This window comes from Sphingobacterium sp. SG20118, from assembly GCF_044740685.1.
Taxonomy (GTDB): Bacteria; Bacteroidota; Bacteroidia; order Sphingobacteriales; family Sphingobacteriaceae; genus Sphingobacterium.
Genome location: NZ_CP172826.1, coordinates 3,621,777 through 3,645,123, shown reverse-complemented (window position 1 = coordinate 3,645,123; position 23,347 = coordinate 3,621,777). Strand labels below are relative to the sequence as shown.

The 23,347-nt window shown below is 34.9% G+C and carries 21 protein-coding genes; 11 read left to right on the top strand and 10 right to left on the bottom strand.

Annotated features, from left to right (window positions below; all coding sequences use genetic code 11):
* Window positions 1–32 precede the first annotated feature (32 nt).
* Window positions 33–983 (top strand): metallophosphoesterase family protein, encoded by a 951-nt coding sequence (locus tag ACFX5U_RS16790; protein ID WP_400261520.1) that lies wholly within the window; start codon window positions 33–35, stop codon window positions 981–983.
* The gene (locus ACFX5U_RS16785; RefSeq protein WP_400261519.1) at window positions 964–1,569 is read left to right on the top strand and encodes a hypothetical protein; all 606 of its coding nucleotides are present in this window, start codon (window positions 964–966) and stop codon (window positions 1,567–1,569) included. The genes ACFX5U_RS16790 and ACFX5U_RS16785 overlap by 20 nt, the downstream gene beginning before the upstream one ends.
* A gap of 167 nt (window positions 1,570–1,736) precedes the next feature.
* Here the strand turns inward: ACFX5U_RS16785 and ACFX5U_RS16780 are convergent, their stop codons facing one another.
* The 4 genes from ACFX5U_RS16780 to ACFX5U_RS16765 all read right to left on the bottom strand — a co-directional run bounded on the left by ACFX5U_RS16780 (window position 1,737) and on the right by ACFX5U_RS16765 (window position 7,589).
* On the bottom strand, window positions 1,737–2,660 hold the full coding sequence (locus ACFX5U_RS16780; RefSeq protein WP_400261518.1) for a glycerophosphodiester phosphodiesterase family protein: 924 nt from the start codon (window positions 2,658–2,660) through the stop codon (window positions 1,737–1,739).
* Between the two features lie 151 nt (window positions 2,661–2,811).
* Complete coding sequence (locus ACFX5U_RS16775) at window positions 2,812–2,985, bottom strand: RagB/SusD family nutrient uptake outer membrane protein (protein ID WP_400261517.1); 174 nt, start codon at window positions 2,983–2,985, stop codon at window positions 2,812–2,814.
* 19 nt (window positions 2,986–3,004) lie between these two features.
* Window positions 3,005–4,333: a RagB/SusD family nutrient uptake outer membrane protein gene (locus ACFX5U_RS16770; RefSeq protein ID WP_400261516.1), complete on the bottom strand. Its 1,329-nt coding sequence runs from the start codon at window positions 4,331–4,333 to the stop codon at window positions 3,005–3,007.
* Window positions 4,334–4,343: 10 nt separating this feature from the next.
* Window positions 4,344–7,589, bottom strand: coding sequence for a SusC/RagA family TonB-linked outer membrane protein (locus tag ACFX5U_RS16765; RefSeq protein WP_400261515.1), 3,246 nt, complete (start codon window positions 7,587–7,589; stop codon window positions 4,344–4,346).
* Window positions 7,590–8,108: 519 nt separating this feature from the next.
* Between ACFX5U_RS16765 and ACFX5U_RS16760 the strand changes: the two genes are divergently transcribed.
* The 3 genes from ACFX5U_RS16760 (at window position 8,109) to ACFX5U_RS16750 (ending at window position 9,660) form a co-directional block, all read left to right on the top strand.
* Window positions 8,109–8,660: a chromate transporter gene (locus ACFX5U_RS16760; protein ID WP_038700224.1), complete on the top strand. Its 552-nt coding sequence runs from the start codon at window positions 8,109–8,111 to the stop codon at window positions 8,658–8,660.
* A complete protein-coding gene (locus ACFX5U_RS16755; RefSeq protein WP_038700222.1) occupies window positions 8,657–9,205 on the top strand; it encodes a chromate transporter in 549 nt (182 codons plus the stop codon). The genes ACFX5U_RS16760 and ACFX5U_RS16755 overlap by 4 nt, the downstream gene beginning before the upstream one ends.
* Window positions 9,206–9,396: 191 nt before the next feature.
* On the top strand, window positions 9,397–9,660 hold the full coding sequence (locus ACFX5U_RS16750; protein ID WP_038700220.1) for a hypothetical protein: 264 nt from the start codon (window positions 9,397–9,399) through the stop codon (window positions 9,658–9,660).
* An 802-nt stretch (window positions 9,661–10,462) separates the two neighbouring features.
* On the opposite strand, the gene ACFX5U_RS16745 is transcribed toward ACFX5U_RS16750, so the two are convergent.
* From ACFX5U_RS16745 to ACFX5U_RS16730, 4 genes are all read right to left on the bottom strand, one after another.
* Window positions 10,463–11,869, bottom strand: coding sequence for an alanine racemase (locus ACFX5U_RS16745; protein ID WP_400261514.1), 1,407 nt, complete (start codon window positions 11,867–11,869; stop codon window positions 10,463–10,465).
* Window positions 11,856–13,604 carry an FAD/NAD(P)-binding protein gene (locus ACFX5U_RS16740; protein WP_400263610.1) on the bottom strand — a complete coding sequence of 583 codons (1,749 nt, stop codon included), beginning with the start codon at window positions 13,602–13,604 and terminating at the stop codon, window positions 11,856–11,858. Before ACFX5U_RS16740 ends, ACFX5U_RS16745 begins: the two co-directional genes overlap by 14 nt.
* Window positions 13,573–14,565 carry a 2,3-diaminopropionate biosynthesis protein SbnA gene (gene sbnA, locus ACFX5U_RS16735; protein WP_400261513.1) on the bottom strand — a complete coding sequence of 331 codons (993 nt, stop codon included), beginning with the start codon at window positions 14,563–14,565 and terminating at the stop codon, window positions 13,573–13,575. The genes ACFX5U_RS16740 and sbnA overlap by 32 nt, the downstream gene beginning before the upstream one ends.
* A 177-nt stretch (window positions 14,566–14,742) precedes the next feature.
* Window positions 14,743–15,720: a GlxA family transcriptional regulator gene (locus ACFX5U_RS16730; protein ID WP_400263609.1), complete on the bottom strand. Its 978-nt coding sequence runs from the start codon at window positions 15,718–15,720 to the stop codon at window positions 14,743–14,745.
* 137 nt (window positions 15,721–15,857) lie between these two features.
* Here ACFX5U_RS16730 and ACFX5U_RS16725 point away from each other — a divergent pair, with 137 nt between their 5' ends.
* The gene (locus ACFX5U_RS16725; RefSeq protein WP_400261512.1) at window positions 15,858–16,010 is read left to right on the top strand and encodes a hypothetical protein; all 153 of its coding nucleotides are present in this window, start codon (window positions 15,858–15,860) and stop codon (window positions 16,008–16,010) included.
* Window positions 16,011–16,289: 279 nt separating this feature from the next.
* Window positions 16,290–16,697: an SRPBCC domain-containing protein gene (locus tag ACFX5U_RS16720; protein ID WP_400261511.1), complete on the top strand. Its 408-nt coding sequence runs from the start codon at window positions 16,290–16,292 to the stop codon at window positions 16,695–16,697.
* A 435-nt stretch (window positions 16,698–17,132) separates the two neighbouring features.
* On the opposite strand, the gene ACFX5U_RS16715 is transcribed toward ACFX5U_RS16720, so the two are convergent.
* On the bottom strand, window positions 17,133–17,735 hold the full coding sequence (locus tag ACFX5U_RS16715) for a hypothetical protein (RefSeq protein ID WP_400261510.1): 603 nt from the start codon (window positions 17,733–17,735) through the stop codon (window positions 17,133–17,135).
* A gap of 280 nt (window positions 17,736–18,015) precedes the next feature.
* Between ACFX5U_RS16715 and ACFX5U_RS16710 the strand changes: the two genes are divergently transcribed.
* The 4 genes from ACFX5U_RS16710 (at window position 18,016) to ACFX5U_RS16695 (ending at window position 21,976) form a co-directional block, all read left to right on the top strand.
* Window positions 18,016–18,924, top strand: a complete 909-nt coding sequence (locus ACFX5U_RS16710) for an NAD(P)/FAD-dependent oxidoreductase (protein ID WP_400261509.1) — start codon at window positions 18,016–18,018, stop codon at window positions 18,922–18,924.
* A gap of 169 nt (window positions 18,925–19,093) precedes the next feature.
* The gene (locus ACFX5U_RS16705) at window positions 19,094–19,414 is read left to right on the top strand and encodes a hypothetical protein (protein ID WP_400261508.1); all 321 of its coding nucleotides are present in this window, start codon (window positions 19,094–19,096) and stop codon (window positions 19,412–19,414) included.
* A gap of 410 nt (window positions 19,415–19,824) precedes the next feature.
* Window positions 19,825–20,409, top strand: coding sequence for a DUF3267 domain-containing protein (locus ACFX5U_RS16700; protein ID WP_038700203.1), 585 nt, complete (start codon window positions 19,825–19,827; stop codon window positions 20,407–20,409).
* 634 nt (window positions 20,410–21,043) lie between these two features.
* Complete coding sequence (locus tag ACFX5U_RS16695; protein WP_400261507.1) at window positions 21,044–21,976, top strand: hypothetical protein; 933 nt, start codon at window positions 21,044–21,046, stop codon at window positions 21,974–21,976.
* Window positions 21,977–22,189: 213 nt separating this feature from the next.
* Here ACFX5U_RS16695 and ACFX5U_RS16690 read toward each other — a convergent pair whose 3' ends face one another.
* A complete protein-coding gene (locus ACFX5U_RS16690; protein WP_400261506.1) occupies window positions 22,190–23,293 on the bottom strand; it encodes a fatty acid desaturase in 1,104 nt (367 codons plus the stop codon).
* Window positions 23,294–23,347 lie beyond the last annotated feature (54 nt).

The following is a 23,347-nucleotide window of genomic DNA, read 5'->3' as shown; positions in this document are numbered from 1 at the left end:
TCAAAAGGTCAATAAAAATTTTAATCTTTGTAATGCTATCGATATTTAACAAATGGTTAGGGAATATAGGTCCTACTCAGTACCATGGTAGTAGAACAAATGCCTCACAGAACAATTGGTTCGGCATTATCTTATTTTATCTGATTTATCTATTTTTTTTAATGTTTAGAGAAGAAGTAATTAAGCGGTTAATCGCTGCGACTTTATTATTATTACCCATCGTTTTTGTTGGATGCAGTGAGTTTGAATATAGTCCCAATCAAATTTTCAACAAGAGTTCATATCAAGATATTAATGAAATTAACCTTAGAAAACTAGGAGATGGTCAACATGACGATACAGTTCGTTTTGTCTTAACAGGTGATACCCAGCGGTCTCATAGTGCGGTGAGCAATTTCTATAAAAAGATAAATACAATGTCAGGTATTGATTTTGTAGTCGTGGCAGGAGATATTACGGAGTTTGGGAATCTTAAAGAGATGGAGTGGGTGGCAGAAAGACTCAATAAATTAAATATTCCTTATGTTGCGGTTATTGGAAATCATGATCTTACCTCGCGAGGGAGAGAAGCTTTCCAAAGGATGTATGGTAAAGCGAATTACTCCTTTGTATATGGAGGTGTCAAATTTATTTGTCACGATACTAATAGTCGAGAATATCAGTTTGATGGACAGGTGCCGAATATACCTTGGCTTAAAAATCAATTAAGATCTCAGGCTGATGTCAGTAGTTATGTGGCGATATCTCATGTTCCGCCTACATCTTCAGATTTTGATGAAAATCTCGTCGATGATTATTCCGCGACTTTCGGGAATGCAACTGGATTTCTGACATCGTTTCATGCACACAATCATGTTTTTGAAGAGTTTCGGTTCGAAAATTTTACGACTCCATATGTGACCACTAATGCTATTGGAAGTAATGAATTCTTATTGGTGGAAATAGTAAATAAAAAATTGAGCTTTGAACAGATATCTTTCTAAACTAGTTGCGTTATGTATTCTTACTTTTGGATTAGTCGGTAAAGGAGTTGCACAAAGAATGAATTTTTTAATTCCGGATGCAATAATCGTGCAATATGCGGGCAGCATCGGTTACGGAAGCCTAGGATTCGGATATGAGATTTTTAAGAATAAAAGAGGTTATATTGATTTGAATTATGGGTATGTGCCAGCTTCTAAGGGGGGAGAACTGCATACATTGACGGCTAAATTTGCGTATAAACCTATTGAGATAAAAATGAAAGAGTGGGGGAAGCTGTATCCTTTTAATCCAGGGGTCTTTCTGAGCTATTCTTTTCACGAAGATCTACCTTTTAAATTTCATTCATCGCAATACCCATCTGGTTACTACTATTGGTCTCCAGCGCTTAGGCCTCATTTATCTTTTTCAAATGAAATCGAGCTAAATATGGAGAGAATATGGAGTGGTACAGGAATTAAAAAGGTTGGTATTTATTCAGAATTTAATACCAATGATTATTATATCATTAATTATTTTCAAAATATAAAAGCGCTATCACTCGCGGATGTCTTTCAACTTGGAGTTGGGATAAGATTCAAATTTTAAATTATCGTTACTAAATTTAAGTATTAGTATTCCGTATATGGGACGTTAGGTTCTATAAAAATAAAGTCCAGTTTTCCGATTGTACAAAACTGGACTTTAAATGTTCGTTAGACTAAATAGTTCAATACGCTAGCGAATATATTACATTGGTTAAATTATTTTTAATTCTAGTGATTAAGCGCTTGCTGCTTCAAATACTTTAAAAGCTCTTGTGGTCTATCGGTTTGTAAGACCGAAGCTCCCTGCTTTATTAGCCAACCCCAGGATTGATCGGGTTGCTGTAGGTCTACAGCAGTATCATCATCATGTCCAGCATTTAAAGAAGCCCAAAGTGAATTTAACCAGATGTGATAACCTTGACTTTGTAAATCTTTTATGTACGTCAAAGCATCTTTATTTTCTTCTTTAAAAACACATTGAAAGATGGTGTTTTTTCTATTCTTATATGAAATTATGGTTTGTTGATAATTTTCTTGATTTAAATTGATGACAGGCATCAATTTAATTTCATTCGGAACTTGACCAAACTTTTTTTCTACTTCAAAAAAGGGTAAATCGGCATCGATATTCACCATAACCTGGTTTTCCATCTCGTACTTCTTTATCAAATTTATTACGTCTGGAAAATATTCGTACCCTTTGTCTACATCAATTAATATCTGTCCTTTTGCAGCGATCAAGAACTCTTCGAAAGTAGGTATCTGATGAGGCGTTGTTCTTCCTAAACCATTTTTTAGACGAAAGGACTTTAATTCTTTCAAGGTGTAATCACTTGGTTTTCCGTTTGCATTTACCGTGCGGTCTAATGTACGATCATGCATCAAAACCAATACACCATCTTTGGATTTTTTTAAATCTAATTCATAGATATCTACCCCCATATCAATAGCATATTTTAAAGATAATAGGGAGTTTTCAGGAGCATTTCTCCAATCACCGCGATGAGCAGCAACAAATATTTGCTCCGAACTAGGAGTCTTTTCAAAAGCGATGAGCAGTTTTTCAAAATCCTTCTGCTGTGCAAGTGCAAGCGATATTAAGCTCCAGAAGAAGGAGCAGCTCATTAGTGCTAGCTTTAATTTATTCTTCATTATAGGTAGGTTTGTCTCAGTCAATTAAAAATTATAGGGAGAGTGTTCAATTTTTTGGTTGCAAGCTCCGTTCTTAGGGGGTGCATAAAGATAAAATCTTGACCCTGAAATTATGGTTTATAATAGCAGGGGCAAGATCAATAGAATAGTTTTAATATCCTGGATTTTGATACATTTTTTCAGGATTCAGTTTATATTCATCATATGGAATTGGGAAAAAGCGATCTTTGGTAGAAATGTTACGTATTTTGGCATTACCATAATCTTCTTGTTTCTTCGAATGAAAGTACTTTACTAATTCTTCTGCGCTATAATTTCTGACCAAGTCAAACCAGCGCTGATTTTCAAATGCTAGTTTCTACACGGCGTTCGTGTAATATAGCATCCTTTAACGTCGGATAATTAGCGGAGTAAGTTGCATCCTTTCGTGAGTCGGCATAAGATGGTAATCCTGCACGTTCGCGCACCTCATTTAGTAATATAATCGCTTCAACATCTTTTCCTAGATTCATTTTTGCTTCAGCCAATAATAACATTACATCAGCATGGCGCATCAAAATCCAATCATTACCTCCCCATCCATTTACTCCAGCCGTAGCTGAAGTATCTCTAAATTTGGTGATGTAATAATCATTTACCTGTGGGTCGGATGCAAATTTGATTGAGAAATCTTTTCTGAGATCTTTTGTTTCATAATCCTTCACTAGATCTCCTTTTACATTTCCACCAACACCTGTTGACTCTTTTTTGGAAATGAATTTTTCACCTTTAGCTTGATTATTAGCAGCGATGGAAGATTTATAATTTTGATCACCTTGTATATATTGAATTTGCAATATCAATTCTTTATTGGTCATTTTTTTGCTAACATCAAATACATCCGCATAAGGGATTTCAGATAATTTTCCGAAAGTACGCATTTGATATGCTGTCGCTAGAAATGTTTCAGCTTGTTTGAAGTTTTCACCTTTATTTAAAGATAAGCCAGCGCCCATAGTTAGATAAACCTGACCTAAAAGTGCATTGATTGCTGTTTTGGACACACGACCTACTTGATATTCCCATTGGGTATTGGGTAGGTTGCTAGTTAAAGCTTCCTTTAGGTCTTGTACAATCTGTGTATAAATTACTTCTTCCTTTTGCCTAAAAGCGAGTTTATCAACATCATCTTTTGATACTAACATCGTTGTTGATAAGGGGATGTCGCCCCATTTACGAACGAGATGGAAATATATAAGTGCACGAATAAATTTAACTTCTGATTTGTAACGCTCTTTATTTTCTACTACACTGAAATTAACATCATCGATATTCGATAAGATAATATTACAGCGGTTGATACCCTCATACATTGCAACCCAATGTGTTTTTAGATACGTATTACTTGGTAAAAGTGAAAAATCATTAAATTGGAAAGGTTCTCCTGCTGCAGATTGATTATCATCTCGACCGGTATTATCAGAACGTTCCTCATTATACAACGCTGCAGTTTCACCAAGGGTGTTTCCTGAACGTAATGCTTGATAGGCTCCGTTAATAGCCAATAGGACATCGTTTTCAGATTTGAAATAATTCTTTATCGAAACGGCATTAGGATTTTCTTGATTTAAAAAATCTTTCTTACAGTTTGTAAAAGCTAAGAGGGCAAAGGGTAGTAAATATATTTTTTTCATGAAATTGCGTTTAGAAAGTTATTTTTAGACCTAAGTTGAATGAACGAACCAATGGATACTGTCCATAATCTACTCCTGGGGTTAAGTTTGCGCCATCGTTATAATCCGACTCAGGGTTATATCCTTTATACTTGGAAATTGTAAAAGGATTGTCCACTGATCCATATATACGTACTCCAGAAACTTTCAATCGATCTAATATTGCTTGTTTTAGAGAGTAACCGATGAGGATATTTGTCATGCGTAAATAGGAACCATCTTGTAAATAGAATGTAGATAGTCGAGTGCTATTTGATTGTGTACCACCACGGGATGCACGATAGACCTCGCCTTTTCCAGGGTTTGATGCCGATTTCCAGCGGTCAGCAACTGATGCATAGTTATTTCCTGACCCCTCCATATTATAGAGATAATAATCATAACCATCCAAGATATCATTACCTTGAGAACCATTAAAAGAAGCACGGATATCTAGATTTTTATAACGAGCAGTTAATGCGAAGCCATAGGTAAAATCAGGGTAAGGATTTCCAATAATACGTTTGTCATCATCATTGACGATACCATCTTGATTCACATCTTCAAAATAAAGATCCCCAGGTTGTAAAGGGTTGGTCGAAGCTGCCGAAGGAGCAACAGTTTTATAGTTTTCTTCGGTAGCTATACCCATTACCTTAAAACCATAAAACATGCCAATAGGACTTCCTTCTTGAGTGATATGTGTTTTATAAGATCGTTCGGCCCCATTTGTAATGATGGTTGATGCTCCACCTAAATCAACGACCTTATTTCTATTCACGCTGATATTTCCAGAGATTCCTAAATCGAAGTCACTTTTACGCACCAGAGCGGCGTCTAGTTGTAAATCAAAGCCTTTGTTTTGTACCTTCGAGTTCTTCAGATTGGTCAATATTGATGCCGTACCTGCGATAGCAGAAATGGGTTGATTAAATAAAAGATTAAATGAACGTGATAGATAGAAGTTGGTCATCACATTTAAGCGTCCATTTAAGAGGCCTAAGTCAAGTCCTGCATTATACTGTGATGTAGATTCCCAACCCAGATTTACGTCTTTGATGGTGCCAGGGTAGTAGGAGGTGGCAACATTACCACCGAAGATTGTGCCACCAGGAGAATTGAATGTCGTGATTGCATTATAATCTCCAATATTATTATTACCAGAGAGGCCCCAAGATCCTCTTAATTTCACAGTCGAACCCTCGCCTAACCAGGCATTGTAAAATTCTTCTTTTGATAAAGTCCATCCCGCAGAAACAGAAGGGAAAGTACCCCATTTGTTTTGGGGCCCAAAGCGAGATGATCCGTCAGAACGAAATGATGCGGATAGGAAATACTTTCCGTCAAAACTATAGTTGACCCGTGAAAAATATGATATTAAAGTCGTAGTGCGTTTATATGCCGAGCGTAGAGAAAAATTTGATGCATCTGCTCCTTTATCTGTAATTTCGCCAATAGCATTATTTTGAAAGCCATTTGCACGGACAGCCATATAGTCGATGTCAGTACGTTGTGCCGAATATCCGGCTAAAGCAGAAATGTTATGCAAACCAAAAGTCTTGGTATAGTTCAATGTTATCTCGCCAAGTTTATCAATTTCGGAACGGGTATTAGCATCTGCATAAGCATCCGTAACTGCCGCAGGTGAATAAGGAGCATTATTTCCGTTACTTAAACTTGTTGGTCTAAAGTAATCGTATTTCTCATCATAAGATTGAAGTCCTCCATTCACTTTCAGCTGCAGACCATCTAGAATCTTGAAATCAGCAAAGGCATTGTACAACCCCTTTTTCCCTTTTCTTCTATTTTTTATTTGCGAAACATATGCTAAAGGGTTTTCAGGATTCTGAATACCAAAGTTATTTGCAGAAAGAGAGCCCATGCCAAATTGAGCGATACTCCCATCCTCGTTATAAGCTGGTAATGTAGGTAGATAGATTAAGGCTGCCATTGACGGACTACTATCATATCTTCCAGTTCCAACCTCCTGATTATCATTATATGTAAAAGAGGCATTGGCACCTATAGTTAATCGTTCAGAAACTTTAGAGTCTACATTAAGACGAAAGTTAAATGTTTCCTGTCCCGTACCGAGCATAATACCATCCTGATTCTGATAATTAGCAGATAGGAAGTACCTGTTTTTGTCGGTTCCACCATAGAATGAAAGGTTATGTCTTTGAAATTGCGCATTTCTGTATAATTCATCTTGCCAATCGGTATCATATTTTGATTTTTTGGCGATGCCTGTAGCAAAGTCATAGTACTCTTCTGGGATGGTAACTGATCCGGCGTTACCCACGCGTTCCACACGCGATTTATTATTGTCCAAAAGCATATTATCACTCCATTTGATTCCTTTTGATACTGTTAAATCTTTATATGTGTTATTCCTTCCATCGATGAGTAGATCTATAAATTCATCCGCATTTAATAGATCTACTTTTTTAGATAGTTGTCCAAACCCTGCCTGTGCTTCGTAGTCGACATTATTTTTTCCAGCCTTCCCTCGTTTCGTTGTAATCAATACGACCCCCCCAGCAGCGCGAGAACCGTAAATCGCTGCAGAGGCAGCATCTTTGAGAATATCGATGGTCTCGATATCATTAGGATTGATATTTAAGTTATTTCCAGCAGGATACCCATCGATTACATATAAGGGGTCAGAACTAGCATTGATTGAACCGACACCTCGAACTCTAATTTTAGTTCCCTCATATGGAGCACCTGAGGTTTGCGAAACCTGTACACCAGCAACTTTACCAACAAGCGCCTGACCTAATTTAGGAGAACTTAAATTTAATTCTTCAGCTTTTACAGATGAAATGGCACCTGTTACATCAGATTTTCTAACTTTTTGATAACCAATAGAGACTGTTACTTCTTCTAAGATATTATCGGCGCTTAGCATTACTATGTGATCATCCGCATTGGTTTTTATTGTATATTTTTTTAATTCATAACCGATAAAATTCAATGATAACTGCTCTCCTGTATTTGCACGAATAGTGAAGTTTCCTTTTGAATCGGTTTGTGTTGAGGCTTTAGTAGTTAAGTTTATTATCGTGGCACCCACAATTGGATTTCCTGTATGGTCCAAAATTCGACCGTTAAAATTTTGTTGAACTAAAGTTTCGATCTTCAATAATTCAATGCGAAGGTTTACTGCTTCTGCATGTAAAGGGGTAGATATCGGCAATAGTAGCCATAATAATTTTTTTGAAGAAAAGTTGAACATCGTTATAGTCTGTTGATTATTTGATCACAAAACTACTCGCAATAGATTACGCTAAAATAAAAGTAAGGTTATCATATTATTACTATTTATTCATTTTTATATATTTATTGTATCTTTTCGAAATTAAGGAGCGTTATTTTTTAATGATCTGATAACATAATGGAAGTATCTAATTACAGGCTCGATCAGCTGTCTTTAATAATCTTAGCCGAAGTATTGAAAAGATAAAAAACGCATAAACAGGAATAGGGAACTTTTTTATTTTTAATGTTATTGTAATGTTTGTTTCTGAATAAGGGAAATGCACCTTTATCAATTAAAAATAATTGATGACAAAGACCATCATTTTAAAGTTTGAAGACAACTTTATTAAAGTAATATATTGCAGTACGGTGTTGTAAAATACTTGATCTAAATAGGCAACGACATTTTAAAAACCCGATGATTTACATTACATTTGATATCCTGAGTTTATGCAAAATAGCATAGATACATTTTAGATAAACTGTCTATTTATTCATGTTCAAACTTTTTTATCTCTTTACTAAGATAGGTCTTTTTACGATTGGTGGTGGCTACGCTGTCATCCCGCTCATAGAGAAAGAAATTCTGTCGAGAGGTTGGTTAACTTCAGACGAATTTTACGAATTGCTAGCTATAACCGAATCTTTGCCTGGTGTTTTTGCGACTAATATTGCAGCATTAGTTGGTTATAAGATTGCTGGAGTTAAAGGCGGATTTGTAGCTGCTCTAGGTACAATAATAGCACCCTTTATCATCATTATTTCAATCGCTATTTTCTTTCAAAAATTTCAAGAAAACATATATGTTTCCAAAGCTTTTAAAGCACTTCGCCCTGTAGTGGTTGCTCTCATTGCTGCGCCATGTTTTACAGCGATTAAAGCTAATAAGATGACTTTAAGTACATTGATTATTCCGACGCTAGCTTTGATTCTGATGTGGTTTTTTAATGTTTCTCCAATATGGATAGTTATTGCTGGTTGTATTGGTGGTATCCTTTACCAAGACATTCGGCAGAAATTGAATTCCGGTAAAAATTTTCAAAAATGATTTTTTTAGAACTAATTTGGGTATTTATTAAGATTGGTATTTTTGGGTTTGGTGGGGGTTACGCTATGTTGTCGATGATACAAGAGGAAGTGGTCGAGAATAATGCTTGGTTGACAAAGCAAGAGTTCACAGATCTTGTCGCTATTTCACAGATGACCCCAGGACCGATAGGTATCAATAGTGCTACATATGTGGGTTATAGTGCAATCCAGCATGCGGGTTACTCGTCCACAATAGCAACATTGGGAGCAGGAATGACAACTATTGCCTTATGTTTCCCCTCATTTATCATGATTTCTATTATTTCCTATTTCTTTATCAAATTTAGGACGAATAAATATTTCGGCTATGCAATGGTTGGAATAAGACCCCTAAGCATCTCGTTAATGGCTTTCGCGGCAGTATCACTGAGCAGCAAAGATAACTTTACAGATTATCTAAGTCCAATTTTATTCAGTATAGCATTATTTTGCTCTATCAAATTTAAGACCCATCCTATTATCATTCTCTTCGTTACAGCCATCGTAGGGATTTTGATTTATTGATACGCTAAAATAAATCAATTCGAAATTTACTTTTAAGCTGTAATATCCAAACATTTTTATAAGATTGATTGTTTCATATGGTATATTATCGGAATCTGAAGAAGAACTTTATTGTTGAATTAAACATGATTTAATCAAAATAGAGTTAGGCAAAGGATATTTATATTGACAATATTTAATTTAATAGGATTATGCGATTTTTACCTGTTAACTATGAACTACTAAGGGATTTGCATCTACGAGGCTATAATATACTCGCATCTGCGCAAGGTATTGACCATGAAAGCCCGAGTTATTATCCCATTCAAGTTCAAGATGTATGGGATTATCTCGTCGGCTTAGATAGCACACTTGTTAGAGGAGAGCCTGCTATAATTGTTATTGAAGATGCGCTTAAGAATGTTCAGGAACAACAATTTGAAGGGGCGGTATTTGTCGATTTTGAGGTAGATTAAACTATACCCTTGTAGTATTCAAAATTTTGCATCTCCCGCCTTTATAAATAACTAACATGATTTAGTGAGTTCTTAAAGTTTTCTTAAATCCACTTTTGAGTGGATTAGAAGAGATAATATTGGGTTTGAAAAAGTGTTTTGTGATTAATCTACAAAAGGGCTAGACTATTTTGCCAAATTATTTTGATTGATTTTTTTCAGGTAAACATGAAACTAAGATTGAAACTTAAAAAAAAGATTAGCAGCTAACTTTGTAAGTTCAACCTTTAATTATATAATTAATGCTCACTAAATGAGCATTAAATATATATGAGTTTAAATCTATATGAAAAGAATAGGCGATTGATAATATTGTCTATGTTTTCTATATATGCAATTTACAAGATTGGATATCGTTGTGGCGACTTATATTATCAGATTTTCAGTTAAAATTTCTTTACTAGTAGCGCAATTTTCATGAACTATTGATATGAATGGTGCACGCAATAAAGTTATCAAAACCATTTATATATACCGATGGTGATACCAGTCAAGAAACCTAGGATTATTGAGGTTACAAATAAGTTTAATATTTTTCTTTTCATAATGAATGTCGATGTATTTTTGAAATCAGAACCTCAACCTTGATGTCGGTTTTTCCGATTTCAAAATACAAATTTACCACTATATTTTCTAATTTAAAATCACATATATAATCTGAAGAGTTACTATTAACTGTATGTTTTCCTTCCTATTATAACCATGTGTTGAGATTTTAACTCCATCTATTTCTAAAAAAATAAGCTTTAAAAATCTTCGTAACCTAAGATAACGTATTCGATACCGAATCGTAGACCAGGTTTTTAGCAAGGTCAAATTGATGTGCTTCCGATTCATAGAAGTGCATCATATAACCAGCTGTATTGACGAAAACAAATAAATCGCCTACCTGGGGTATATAGCTGAATAGTAATTTTCGTTTTAATATCAACTCTTGCTCGAGACAGTAAGCACCTACAAGGTAACCAAATACTTCTTCCGCCTTTTCTAATGCGTGTTCTTCGCGAATGTGTATTGGGTCAAGTAAAAAGTCGGCACTGGAACTTCTTAGTTGTGTTCTATTCATTTCCAAACCAATCAATAGGTTACCTTGTGTATCGTATTTTCTAAAGGCTACTTTAGCTACTGTTATACCACACTGATCGAGTAGAGATCTTCCGGGTTCCATTCTTATTTCGGTGTTCAAGGGTGACAATAACGCTCCTAGACTTTGATCTCGGAATTGGAAATTTAGGATTTCATTTAACAGTAGGTCTTTATTGATAGTATTAAAGTAAGGATAAACATTCATATTGCCAATAACTTCATCTTTGTGAACAAGCATACCCAAACCATCATTTCCGTAGGTAATTGGAGGGATTTCATTTCGTATAGCACGTTTCAGATTCATCTTAAAAGCTTGCCATTCATTTTCATCAGCTAGATAATTCATCAATATGCCGCCACCCATATCCAAAGATTGTGTCTGTATACCTACGTTTTTAAGTCTTTCGATTAATAAATAGCTTTGGAATAATGCATAGGCTCTTTCTTCTATATCATAGCCATTCAGGTGAAAATGCAATCCCTTAAATTTAAATTTTTTCAGAGATTTGTTTTTACCCATACGTAGCGAAATAAGTTGATAAGCCTCCTCCAGTTGGAATCCAAATCTACTGGGAAGGTTCTTGCCATTTTTTTTAAATCCACAAAGTCTAACAATTACATCAATTTCCCTATCCATCTCGTTACCTATTTTTTCCAAAAGGTCTATTTCATCTTCATTATCCAATACTACTTCGATTTTATTTTCTACCAATAGCTCTAATAATTTTCTATTCTTAACTGCAGCAGTACATACAATTGCTGAGCTTGGTATTCCAGCCTCCAAACATTGGTTGACTTCGTTGTAGCTGGCCGTATCTACGCCATTTCCTGTTTTGTGACTTGTTATGGGAAACAATATGCTTTTATTTGCTTTTCTCGCAAAATAGATTTTAGATTTTATGCCATGATGTTCAAATACGGTATTATATAAATTTATATTATTTTCAAAGCTATCCTTACAGAGTATATTGATGGGAGACGCGTGTTTCTCAATAGCCGCAGATAGGCTACCTTTTTTTTTGATAATATTTGTTACCCACTCGTGAATGATAGGGGTAAGCGGATAGTGTTTAGCGCTGAACATAATGAAGTGAATTAGGAATTGTAGATTTTAGTAAGGTTATGTTATGGGATACCCAATTTAAGGAGAAATCATGAGCTTCTCTAGATAAGGTGTCATTGTCAAGTACGCACCCCTCTGTTGGAGTTCCATAGGCATACAATGCTATCGATTTTTTTAATTTATTTAATAGAAGCCCTTCCTTGTTTATGGCGATTCCACCGGTAGCATAGGTTTCGTTTTTAAAGGGAATGGCGAGACCTTGGCGGATTAAATTGGTGAAAAGTGGATTGTTGTTCTTAGAGATAGCTGCTCGTGGAATTCGGGCATAGATTAGGGCATCGCAGGTTATGCGTTTTCCATTCACTTTCAGCACCACAGTTTTATTGCTGAGATTCACCTCAGGACATTCCGTAAATTCAAATTTTAATTTCCCTTTTGATATCAGTTTGATTAATTTTTCGACATTAGCAATGGGAGGACCAAAACATATTCTTGAAATCGCAGGATACCAATGTACGTCAAATCGGTGATGACTTTCTGAAGTTAGTTTTCCCTGCTCATAGCATTTTTCTAAAATAGGCCTAAATTTAGAGAGCATTTGTATTGCATTATTCAGGGGATTTTCGTCGAAACTAAGACGACATCGCTCAAGATGAGATTTTAGATAATCGGAGACCCATGCGGTATAATTCTCTTTTTGGAAATCAGAAAGTGATTTATTCGGAAAGAGAAGATTGGTTAAACTGAATCTTTCTTCTACACTGATAAGATCTATATGATGGAGGATAGTTTGAATATCAGTAGATTTAATTACAACAGAATAATAAGCCATTTGGATTTCTTTGTCCATCAGGGGTAAAAAATCTTTATCAAAATCAATATCTGACTTTGAAATTAAGCCTTGCCAATATTCAGGAAAGAAGAAGGTATTGTGATTCTTATTAAGCTCAGCCCTCCTCGGGATCATGGGCAGATTGGTACGCGAAAATGGATAGAATTGTGGGTATTGGTCATCAATAGTACCCTCAGAAATATAAATAACTGTGTCAATAAAGGACAGACCCATTCCCTGAATAGCGATCTTTTGGACGCTTTTAACCCGATCTAGATTTTCAATTGGATAGGCAGAGAAAATATTGTTTTTATATTTATCTGCAATATCATCACTCAGAAAAGAATGGCCAGTGCATAATATAATGGATTCGAATTGGTTGTTAAGCAGCCATAGTCTTTTATTTTTATACGCTATACTCTTTATTTCCTCAGCAATGAGGTGCAATCTGATATTGGAAGGACAATCATCTATTATCTTTCTACAACAGTCCATTAAATAACAGCCAACAAGGGCTCTCGAAGCATAATGATAAGGAGATATTTGTGTACTATCAATATGCAGTCTAAGCCAGTCAGTCAAGCAGAGTCGTTCTTCCGTATTCACTTTCCATGCATTTAAGTTCCCTATGCAATAATTTATAAGCAGATTTTCTGATTGTTTTGGATTATAATTAGGGCCTGCAGCAAATAGGGAATCTTTATTGAACCAATATAGATTCATTTTCTTGTTGATGCATTGTTCGTTTATTTCGGAAATAAAATTATCAATAGCATACATGCCTTTCGGTCCACCACCTATTACAGCAAAATTTAGATTATCGTCAGATTTTTGATCAAGTAAGGTATGTTTGAGTACTTGTATACCTAAATTATTTATGAGGCTCGTCGTTTCATCCAACAAGTGAGAGGTCGTCCATATCATTTTCAAGTCCTAATTTTTGTTGTACCCAATCTTCATTATAAATTGTGTCAAGATATCTTTCCCCATCATCTGCAACAATAATACAGACCGATGCGTTGCTTTCTATTTTTTCGATTAGATTGTATAAAGCCGATACCTGTGCTCCAGTTGACCCACCAGCTAATATGCATTCTTTTTCCAATAGCAGTTTACAACCAGCGACAGAGTCTAATTCTGGAATTAAGATATGGGCGTGTAAATTGTTATAGATATCAAATTCAGTGTGTTTACTTGCTCCCATGCCTGGGAGATATCTCGTTGAAGCATTACCTCCAAATATAATACTTCCAACAGCATCGACAGCTATGACTTTCGTATGAGCATTGGTGTGGTTTACTTCATCCAGTATCCCTTTCAACGTTCCGCAGGTACTGACAGATACAAATAAGTAGTCAGGATAGGTTCCAAGACTGGTCACAATTTCACTGAAAATCTCTTTTTGCGCTTCCGGATTATTAGGATTACTATATTGATTGGAAGTATAGCTATTGGGTATACTTTTTAATAGCATTTTCACAGTTTCAAGTCTGGCTTTCAGATAACTTCCTGAATGATCTTTTTTATCAACTATTTCGACTTTTGCACCATATACTCTAATCAAATTAAGGGTATGATGGTTGATATTGGGGTCAACGACCATAATTAGCTTTAACCCCAACAGTTTACATATTCTAGATAATCCGATTGCCATGTTTCCAGAAGAAGATTCAATAATAGTGGTGTCTTTATCGATATCTCCTTCATCAATTGCTTTAAGAATTATATTCTTTGAGCTTCTGTCTTTTAGACTTTTACCAGGGTTTTGGGATTCCATTTTTGCATATAGCCTGATTGACAGTTCTTCAGATAGATTTTTGAGATATATAATCGGAGTCTTACCTATCGAATCTAGCACACCATCAATTCTTTTTTTTTCGATCATATACTTTTACTTTAATTACATGCACTTTACAATGTAAACAGTTCTATATGGGTTTTGTTTTCGTGTTCTTAGGTAAATTCTGATTATAGGGGAATTTCATAATTTTAGAGAAATGTTTTTGCTGGTTATCGGGCAAGTATAAAGTAGTCTTAAGCTTTGAGAGAATAGTCGCTATACTCATATATCATGCAAAACTTTAGCAAATTTATTTCTATATTCAATTGGAGTAAGACCTGTAATCTTCTTAAATACATCTCTAAATGCTTTGTTGTCAGTGTACCCTACACCGTACATTACCTCCGATACATTTTTTCTTGATGCTTCAAAGAACTGTTTTGCAGCTTCTATCCTAACCCGTTGAATGTATTCAATTGGGGTGTTATTTGTTGCTTCTTTAAATCTTCTTTCAAAGGTTCGACGCCCTGTATTGATTAGATTTGCTAGAATATCAGTCGTGATTTTGTTATCATAATTTTCTTCTATATAATCCTGTATTTTTTGAATATCTACATTACCATGGTTTCTTTGTCCCCTGAAGATAGCAAATTGAGTCTGACTATCCCTGTCTATATCTAAGGCGAAATATTTTGATATAATTACAGCTATTTTTCTATCAGCATATTTTTCTACTAAATATAAGATTAAGTTCCAAAGACTGCTTGCGCCTCCACTACTATAAATGTTATCGTACGCTGTTATGACAGCACCGTCTTCGACTTCTACTTGAGGATATTTTTCTTTAAATTCGTTTATGTATGCCCAATGAGTAGAACATTTTTTTCCGTTCAACAACCCTGTTTCTGCTAATAGAAAAGCACCTACACATAAACTGGCAAGACTAGCTCCTGTTAGATAGAACTTCTTAAAATAGGGGATAGCTTCAGCATTGGCTTTTAATCCCTCATCCATATTTCCGAAAGTAGGTGGTATAATGAGTAGGTCTGTTTTAGTAATATCACAAAGCAGTCGATTGGTTTTTATGGTGTATTCACCATTATTAGCGGGTACAAATTTATTTAAGCCCACATATTCGACATCAAAGATGGGCTTCTTGCCAAAATATATCAAGAACTCATTCGCTGTATTAAAAGTTCGAAATGCAGGTGTTATAGCTTCTATAGTACCATATTGCGGAACGAAAATAGAAATTTTCATCATTCTTTAGTTTATTCAATAAAGTTACAAATTGATTTTGACGTAATCTACCCCTAAAGTTGACGTTTTTGCAATACACCAATTGTCGATACCTTAGGCATCTTTGTTATATCAATATAAATAAAAAGGAAAAAGCATTGACAATACAAATCAGTGTAGGGCTTAAAGTGGATGCTGAAGTAGCGCGAGTATGGCAAATCTGGATTTCACCAAGTGATATTAAGCTTTGGAGTAGTGTGGGTCCAAGTTGGCATTGTCCAGTTAGTGAAAACGATGTTAGCGTAAATTAAGAAATAGAATGGAAGCTAAAGATGGTAGTTTTGGCTTCGATTTTGAAGGTATCTGTGACAAGGTCGGGTTTTGTAAAGAATTGTTATACAGTATGTCTGATGGGATAAGAGTTACCATTTTATTTGCAGAAATCAAAAGTAAAAACAACACTCACTCTCATATTTGATGCAGAAAAAGCAAATGATGTCAAATCTCAAAAAAAGGATGACAAGCTATTTTGAACAATTTTGTGAAATATGTAGAATCAAAAAATCATTAATCCTTAAATTTTTAATATCATGAAAAAGAATACCGTTTCCCTACATCGTATTATTCAGGCAAGTCCTGAAAAAGTATTCCGTGCTTTTGCAGATCCAATAGCACATGCAACCTGGTTGCCTCCATATGGTTTTATATGCACTGTTCAACAAATGGATTTTAAGATAGGGGGTAAGTTTAAGATGACATTTATTAACTTTAGTACAGGTAACGGACACTCATTTGGCGGCGAGTTTCTAGAAATTGTACCTAATTCTTTCATTAAATATAGTGACAGATTTGACGATCCTAATCTTCCCGGAGAAATGATAACCGCTATTTCTCTAAATAAAGTTTCCTGTGGTACGGAAACTAAGAGTGGAACAAGAAAATATTCCAGATATGATTCCTGTAGAAATGTGTTACCTAGGTTGGCAGGAATCACTTGATAAAATGAAAAAATTAGTAGAACCTGAAATACCCGATGCATAATTGAAATACGATGTTACAGTATTGTGATATGCCTTCAAGTGGGATTTTTGTGACATTTTCTGGCAATTGTAAGCGAGCTCTTACCTTTTATCACGCTTGTTTTGGAGGTAATCTATATTTCCAAATTTTTGACCAATACAGGGACACTTTGAAATCCCTGTATTGGTTCACTAGTTATATATCGTATCCCTATATGTGGTTCGGTCCTCGCTTATAATTGGGAATCATCTCTATATATGTATGAGAAAATGTAGCTGATCCAATGCGGCTTATCAATAGATTGGCTGTAGATAATAATAGCATTCAAGAAAGTAGTCGTGAGAAGTACACTTTAATTGAAGTGATAGATTATTTTAGCATGGGATAGGTGTTGGCTATTTTGCTAGCGTATATTAAAATCCGACATCTAGCCAACACACAAATTCTCCTTGTACTTTAATATCTTCTTGTTTATTATTGCGTAGGGACGGGAATGATAACTCTATTTTGCCCTTTACTCTTTGCTCTTTTACATTATATTCAGAGAGTGTCACTGTACCATCACCATAAGATGACATATTGATATTATAATTGCTCGAAGAAATACTTGCAAATTGTTTATTCCCTTCTAAATAGATAATATTATCATAGCCCTCTAGAGTTTCCATCCCCTGAATAGGTTTAAATTGATAGGGTTTATTCAAGATAATTTCACTGTTAAGGGGAATTTTAAATCGGATATAGTAATTGTTTCCTTTTACAATGTCATTTTGGATCTGGACGGAGGTAGAAAATATTAGATACTCCTGATTGTTATATCGTTCATGACTGATGTAAGGCGATCTTTGAGCATCCGGAGGAAGAAGGGATGTCATTTGGTCTATATATATAACATCGTTAATAGTAGCTATAAATTTATAATCTGATAGTTCGGATCTCTCAGCCTTTCCGCAAGAATGAAAAATCAATACAGATAGGATAAATACGAATATATTGAAATGTTTTGATGCAGTCATGGACAGTTTTAGTATTGATTAAGTTTTTTATATCTATTAGCTTAGTTAGTTCGAACTCTTTGTATAGAAGCATGTCAAATATCGTGATTCTAACACATGAATCCCATATGTTAACACTGTAATATATCAAGAATAAAGATAGTATTTCTGAAGTAAGATTTCATGAATATATTACGTAAACGCAGCTTGTGTCATCAGATAGTAATTAATTAGGACTGGCTGTGGTAGTTGTTGCAACATTATTGCAATAATAATTACCTTTATACAAATTAGATTTGATATGAAAGAGACGAAAATTTACGATGTAATTATCATTGGAGGTAGCTACGCAGGACTTTCAGCAGCGATGGCTTTGGGACGGTCTTTAAAAAATGTTTTGGTTATCGATAGTGGAATGCCTTGCAATCGTCAGACTCCACGGTCCCATAATTTTTTGACCCAAGATGGAAACACACCATCAGAGATTGCCAATCTAGCGAAATATCAAGTATCTGAATATAAAACTGTTGAATTTTATAGTGGTTTGGCAATAGCAGGAAAGATTTTGAAAACAGGATTTGAAGTCAGTACCGAATGTGGAGCAGTTTTTACAGCTAGCAAATTGATATTTGCAACTGGAATTAAGGATATTCTGCCTGATATAAAGGGTTTTTCAGCATGCTGGGGTATTTCTGTTATTCACTGCCCATATTGTCATGGATATGAATTTCGCCATCAGAAAACTGGAATTATTGCTAATGGTGACAGGGCTATTCACCTCGCATCATTAATTCATAATTTGACGGATAAATTGTCCATTTTAACAGGACAAAAGGGTCAATTCCAATCAGAGCAAATGCTGAAACTAAATACAAATCAGATTGATGTGATCGAAACGGAAATAGTTGAAATCGTACATGAATCAGGATATATTAAAGAGTTGATCTTTGTTGATGGTAAGAAAGAAAAGTTCGACGCAGTATATGCTGCGCTCCCATTTGTGCAACATTCGGAAATCCCCGTTGCTTTGGGATGTGAACTTACCGAGCAGGGGTATATCAAAATTGATAACCTTCAAAAAACTACCATTTATGGCGTCTATGCTTGTGGAGATAGCACGGAGAAGATGCGTTCTGTCGCTGCTGCTGTGAATAGTGGAAATTTTGCAGGAGCAATGGTAAATATGGAACTGACACAAGAGTTATTTTAATAAGGATAATAGACAATATTGATCAATCTGTTATGAGAAGACATGGTGATCAATGTGTCTATTATTTAGAATCTAGATAACTATAAGCAGTTTTCTTGTCTCATATATATAGTAAACCATTAGACAGCAAACTATTTCATGTTTTTGATTGTTATATTGAATAAAAATTATGATTAGACTATTATTAATTATGGTTTCTTTCATGTCCATCATTCATATTGCATGTCAGTCGTCCACGGATAAGCAACATCCGACAATAAAGCATAATTCAAATGACAGTCTGCTAGTGGAGCAATCACGAATATCATTTGTCGAAGGAGGACTGTTAAAAAAAATGAATAAAATTTCTGGAAATACAGATACTATTTTTATTTCCGTACATAGACCTGATTCAGCAGATATCATACTAGAGAGTCCTACCGATACAGCAAATATTCGGATAAGCCAACTATTTTCACCAGATGGAAACTGCCGATGGTCCATTTGGTAAAGAACTAAAATATCGATTCCAAGACACGGGACAATATTATATAACTGTTAATGAAAATCTCATGGTTGGCAACCGCTACAATGGAGCCTATCAAGTGAAAATAATAAGTGCATCTAGCCATTAAAATGGTGCTTTTAACAATCGACTATTTTAATTGTCGCTATTATTATCGGTTAACATATTATTGTTATTTCCACATCAGTGCTATATTGAGAAATGTCAGCTTGCGTCATTTTTATGAGGCCAGCCTATCGAATAGTATCTTTGAATAAGCATTTATTGAAATATATTATGTTCATAAACATGAGTTTTATATCTTTATAATTAAGTAAACCTAATACACCTTAATAGCCGGCTATTTTGTAATTAAAGGCACTTCAATTACAAAATGGAATAAGTTAATCATAGCAATGGAACAATATTTATCTGAAAACTACACAAAAGAGATGCGTACCATAAATCTTTATTGGGCAAATATTGTTGCCCTCTTTCTTATGATATTCATCATTTTAATATATGGTATTCCTTTTTATTTACTGTGGAATAAGCAAGATTATATTGCGATATTCAAAGATGCATTTGGGGGAAGCTACATCTATACATCGGCACTAATATTCTTTGTAATGACTCTAGGAATCATCCTTCATGAATTAATCCATGGTATCACATTCTCATTTTATACTAAATATGGATTTAAATCAATCAAGTTTGGTATTATTGCCAAAATGCTAACACCATATTGTCACTGCAAAGAACCGTTGAAAGTGAAACAATATATGATTGGAGCATTTATGCCAGCTATTATTTTAGGTTTTTTACCTGCTATTATCGCATTGATAACGGGTAATTTATTTTTATTGATATTTGCAATCTTTTTTACAGGATCAGCAGCAGGAGATTTTTTGATTATTCAGTTATTATGGAAAGAAGATAAAGACAGCATGGTATTGGATCATCCTTCTGAAGCAGGCTGTTATATTTACAAGAAGATTTAAAATTACTTTACACTTTTCATGAACTCGTTCGTTAATTAATTTTTAATAAAATTGGCTGGTAACCTGCGGAGGTTGATTGTAGCCATCTATAAGAAAGCCAGTATTGACTTTAAGGTTTGAATTATGCGAACGATAGAGTTAAATGACTGATTATTTGCAATATATTATGAGAGCTATTTGTTTTTAATCAAAGAAAAATTTTATAAGCTATTGAAAGCTGGTTCAAATGTGTAAAATCTTGTCGCCTAATTTAAAAAGGGTTTAATCGTCATTAGACCCTTTATCTTGACGTTTAACCGTACTGTATTTTTTTGTTTCTTACCGTTTCCTCTTTTTGTTATCTATAGTTTATGAAAACATCAGGATTTTTTCCGATTGCGACAATAATATGTGGTATTCCTTCTTGAGAAATAAATATCGTAACGTTCTTGTATATATTAAATACCTCTGGAATAGAGTTGTTTTTTTATTTTAAAGGATTTAAATACTTTAAGGTCACTTCGACCTACTTGGCAGAATATCTTATGAAAAATATTACAGAATAAGCTCATTTATACCCATTTATTCATAAAATAATGTTAAATTGGACTACTAAAATTTATGAAGTTCTACCTAACCTATAATTTATATTACAATGATCTTAAACTATTCTAAATTATTGATTATCAGTTTTGCATCATTCTTGATTTTTTTCATGAGTTCTTGTGATAAGGAGGATCTAGGAGATGGTACAGAACTATTTAATCCTGATTTTAAGGATATCCAATTGAAGTCCGGTTTTAGCAATAATGCCATTTCAATTAATTCCACACAATGGACCGTTAACTATATCAAGGATGCTGTTTCGGGAGAAGTACTACAGGATAAAGATGGAAAACCACTTGTTTTAGATGCTTTTGGGGATATAGAATTGCCAGGAGGTTGGTTAAAATTAGAAAAAATAGAAGAAGATAATTTACTCAATGTCTCATTGAAGGAAAATTTTGACACTCAGGCTAGAAAATTCTTGATAGGTATACTTGCTGATGGAACACAAGATGAAATTTCTTTCACCCAAAATAGAGGGATAGGTTATAAACTCGTGAAAAAGGAAATAATAGAAATACCAGGGAGCAGAAAGGAATATACCAGTGATGAGGGGTGTCATACGATAAAGTTGACTAATCATACTGCAGTAGCAAAGAATATGGAGACTGCGGGTATATTTAAGGATGTGAACTATCTTTCTGAATTTAGCAGCGATGAGTATGGCGCTTTTGATTGGGTAAATTCGTCAGACTCTCTAATCTTCATGGGCGAAATTTTGAAAGATGATATCGCTTATTGGTCGAGACAGGTACCTTATAGGTCGGGTCAATATTTAGAGCCTTTTGTAAAAACGGTTAATATGGAACAACTTCTTGTTGCACCATATTCAAGTGTGCATGTCAGGGGCGAGATTACCTATTTAACACGTGAGTGCCACTATACATTTACTATTGAAAACCTGTCATCAGGTTATAGGTTTGATATCTCTGGGACCTGGAAACAGAAAGTACCATTGACATCTATTACTAGAGTCTTTTAAGTACATTATTCATAGATTACATTTCTTCAGTACTTGTTCTCTCCTCCAATTCAGAAAAACGCGATAATACCCTTTCCTACATTTGTCACTAGCAACAATCTTGATGCTAGTGTGTAATTAGTTATGGTGATATTGCAAAGAACAAAAGCTATTTGATGGATAGGCTTGTTCCATTGCTCAATCTTTTAGCAAATTGGTAATCTGCATATGATCTTACTCTGCAGTTGTTTTTATGGATTTTTTTAAGTTGATGCCTTTTTCCAATACCTCCAAAACTTCGTTTGAGCTCTGGTTCGCTTGAATATATGGATTATGATAGCGCTCGTAAAACAATTTCTTGTCATCTCTATAGCTCGATACAGCACCCAACCTATTCATTAATTTGATGTAATACCAAGCGAGGTCTATTTGGTGCGGTTTGAAACCACTGCGTGCACTTTTGGGAAATAGATGATGATTGTTATGCCATTCCCCGGCTACAATTCCCGGCCAAATCTGGTTAATTGACTTATCTTTAATACTATAGTCCGAACCCTCTCGTTGCTTATCTTTTCCTTTAGCATGGCCTTCATAGTTAAATGTACGTACACCTACCGCCCAAAAACCTGCAGCACCAAATAGACTGCACGCAAGTGCATGTCCACCCATTAGGTAGAAAGCCAGATACCAGAATGACCAATTCAACAGCCAGGAAGCTACAGCATATACAGGGGTTACGTATGATCCCCATTTTTTGTATTGATTATATGAATTGGCTGACACACCTGTATGTAACATAAGGGAATGGACTCTATTATAATCTTGTTCGCTAAGGCTTTTTGATATTGGCTGGTGATTGACATCGGCAAGGAAACAATAGAGAAATCCCGCCTGGGCATTGTAGGGGTCGCCTGGTTGATCAGATTTTGCGTGATGTACATGATGCGATATCACATATATCTCTTCCGGAATTACATTGATGGTTAGATTTTGAGTTAAGAATCTCCAAAATGCATTTTTAAACTTGTAGGCACCATGTGTACAGTAGCGATGATGCCAGATGGTACCATGCGTACCCATAATGACCATACTGTATATGAAGGTTGCCAAGAGTGTCCACCAGCTGAGATAATTAGTTAAGAAAATAAAGAAAAAGGGTATGAGAAAAATGACCTTTAACCAGCTGAAAAAGGGTAGCCAATTACGACGGTCTTTAAATATATTAAGTCTATTAAAGAACTCAATGATGATTTCTTTGTTGGTAGGTTTGATAAGTTTGCCTGTAGTGTCTTGCCATCCGTAAGAAGGAGGTTGAAGTACATGGTCTAAAAATGACATGTGTATAATATTTTTTAGGTTAGTGTGTCGTCATTTACAATAAAACCAGTAAAT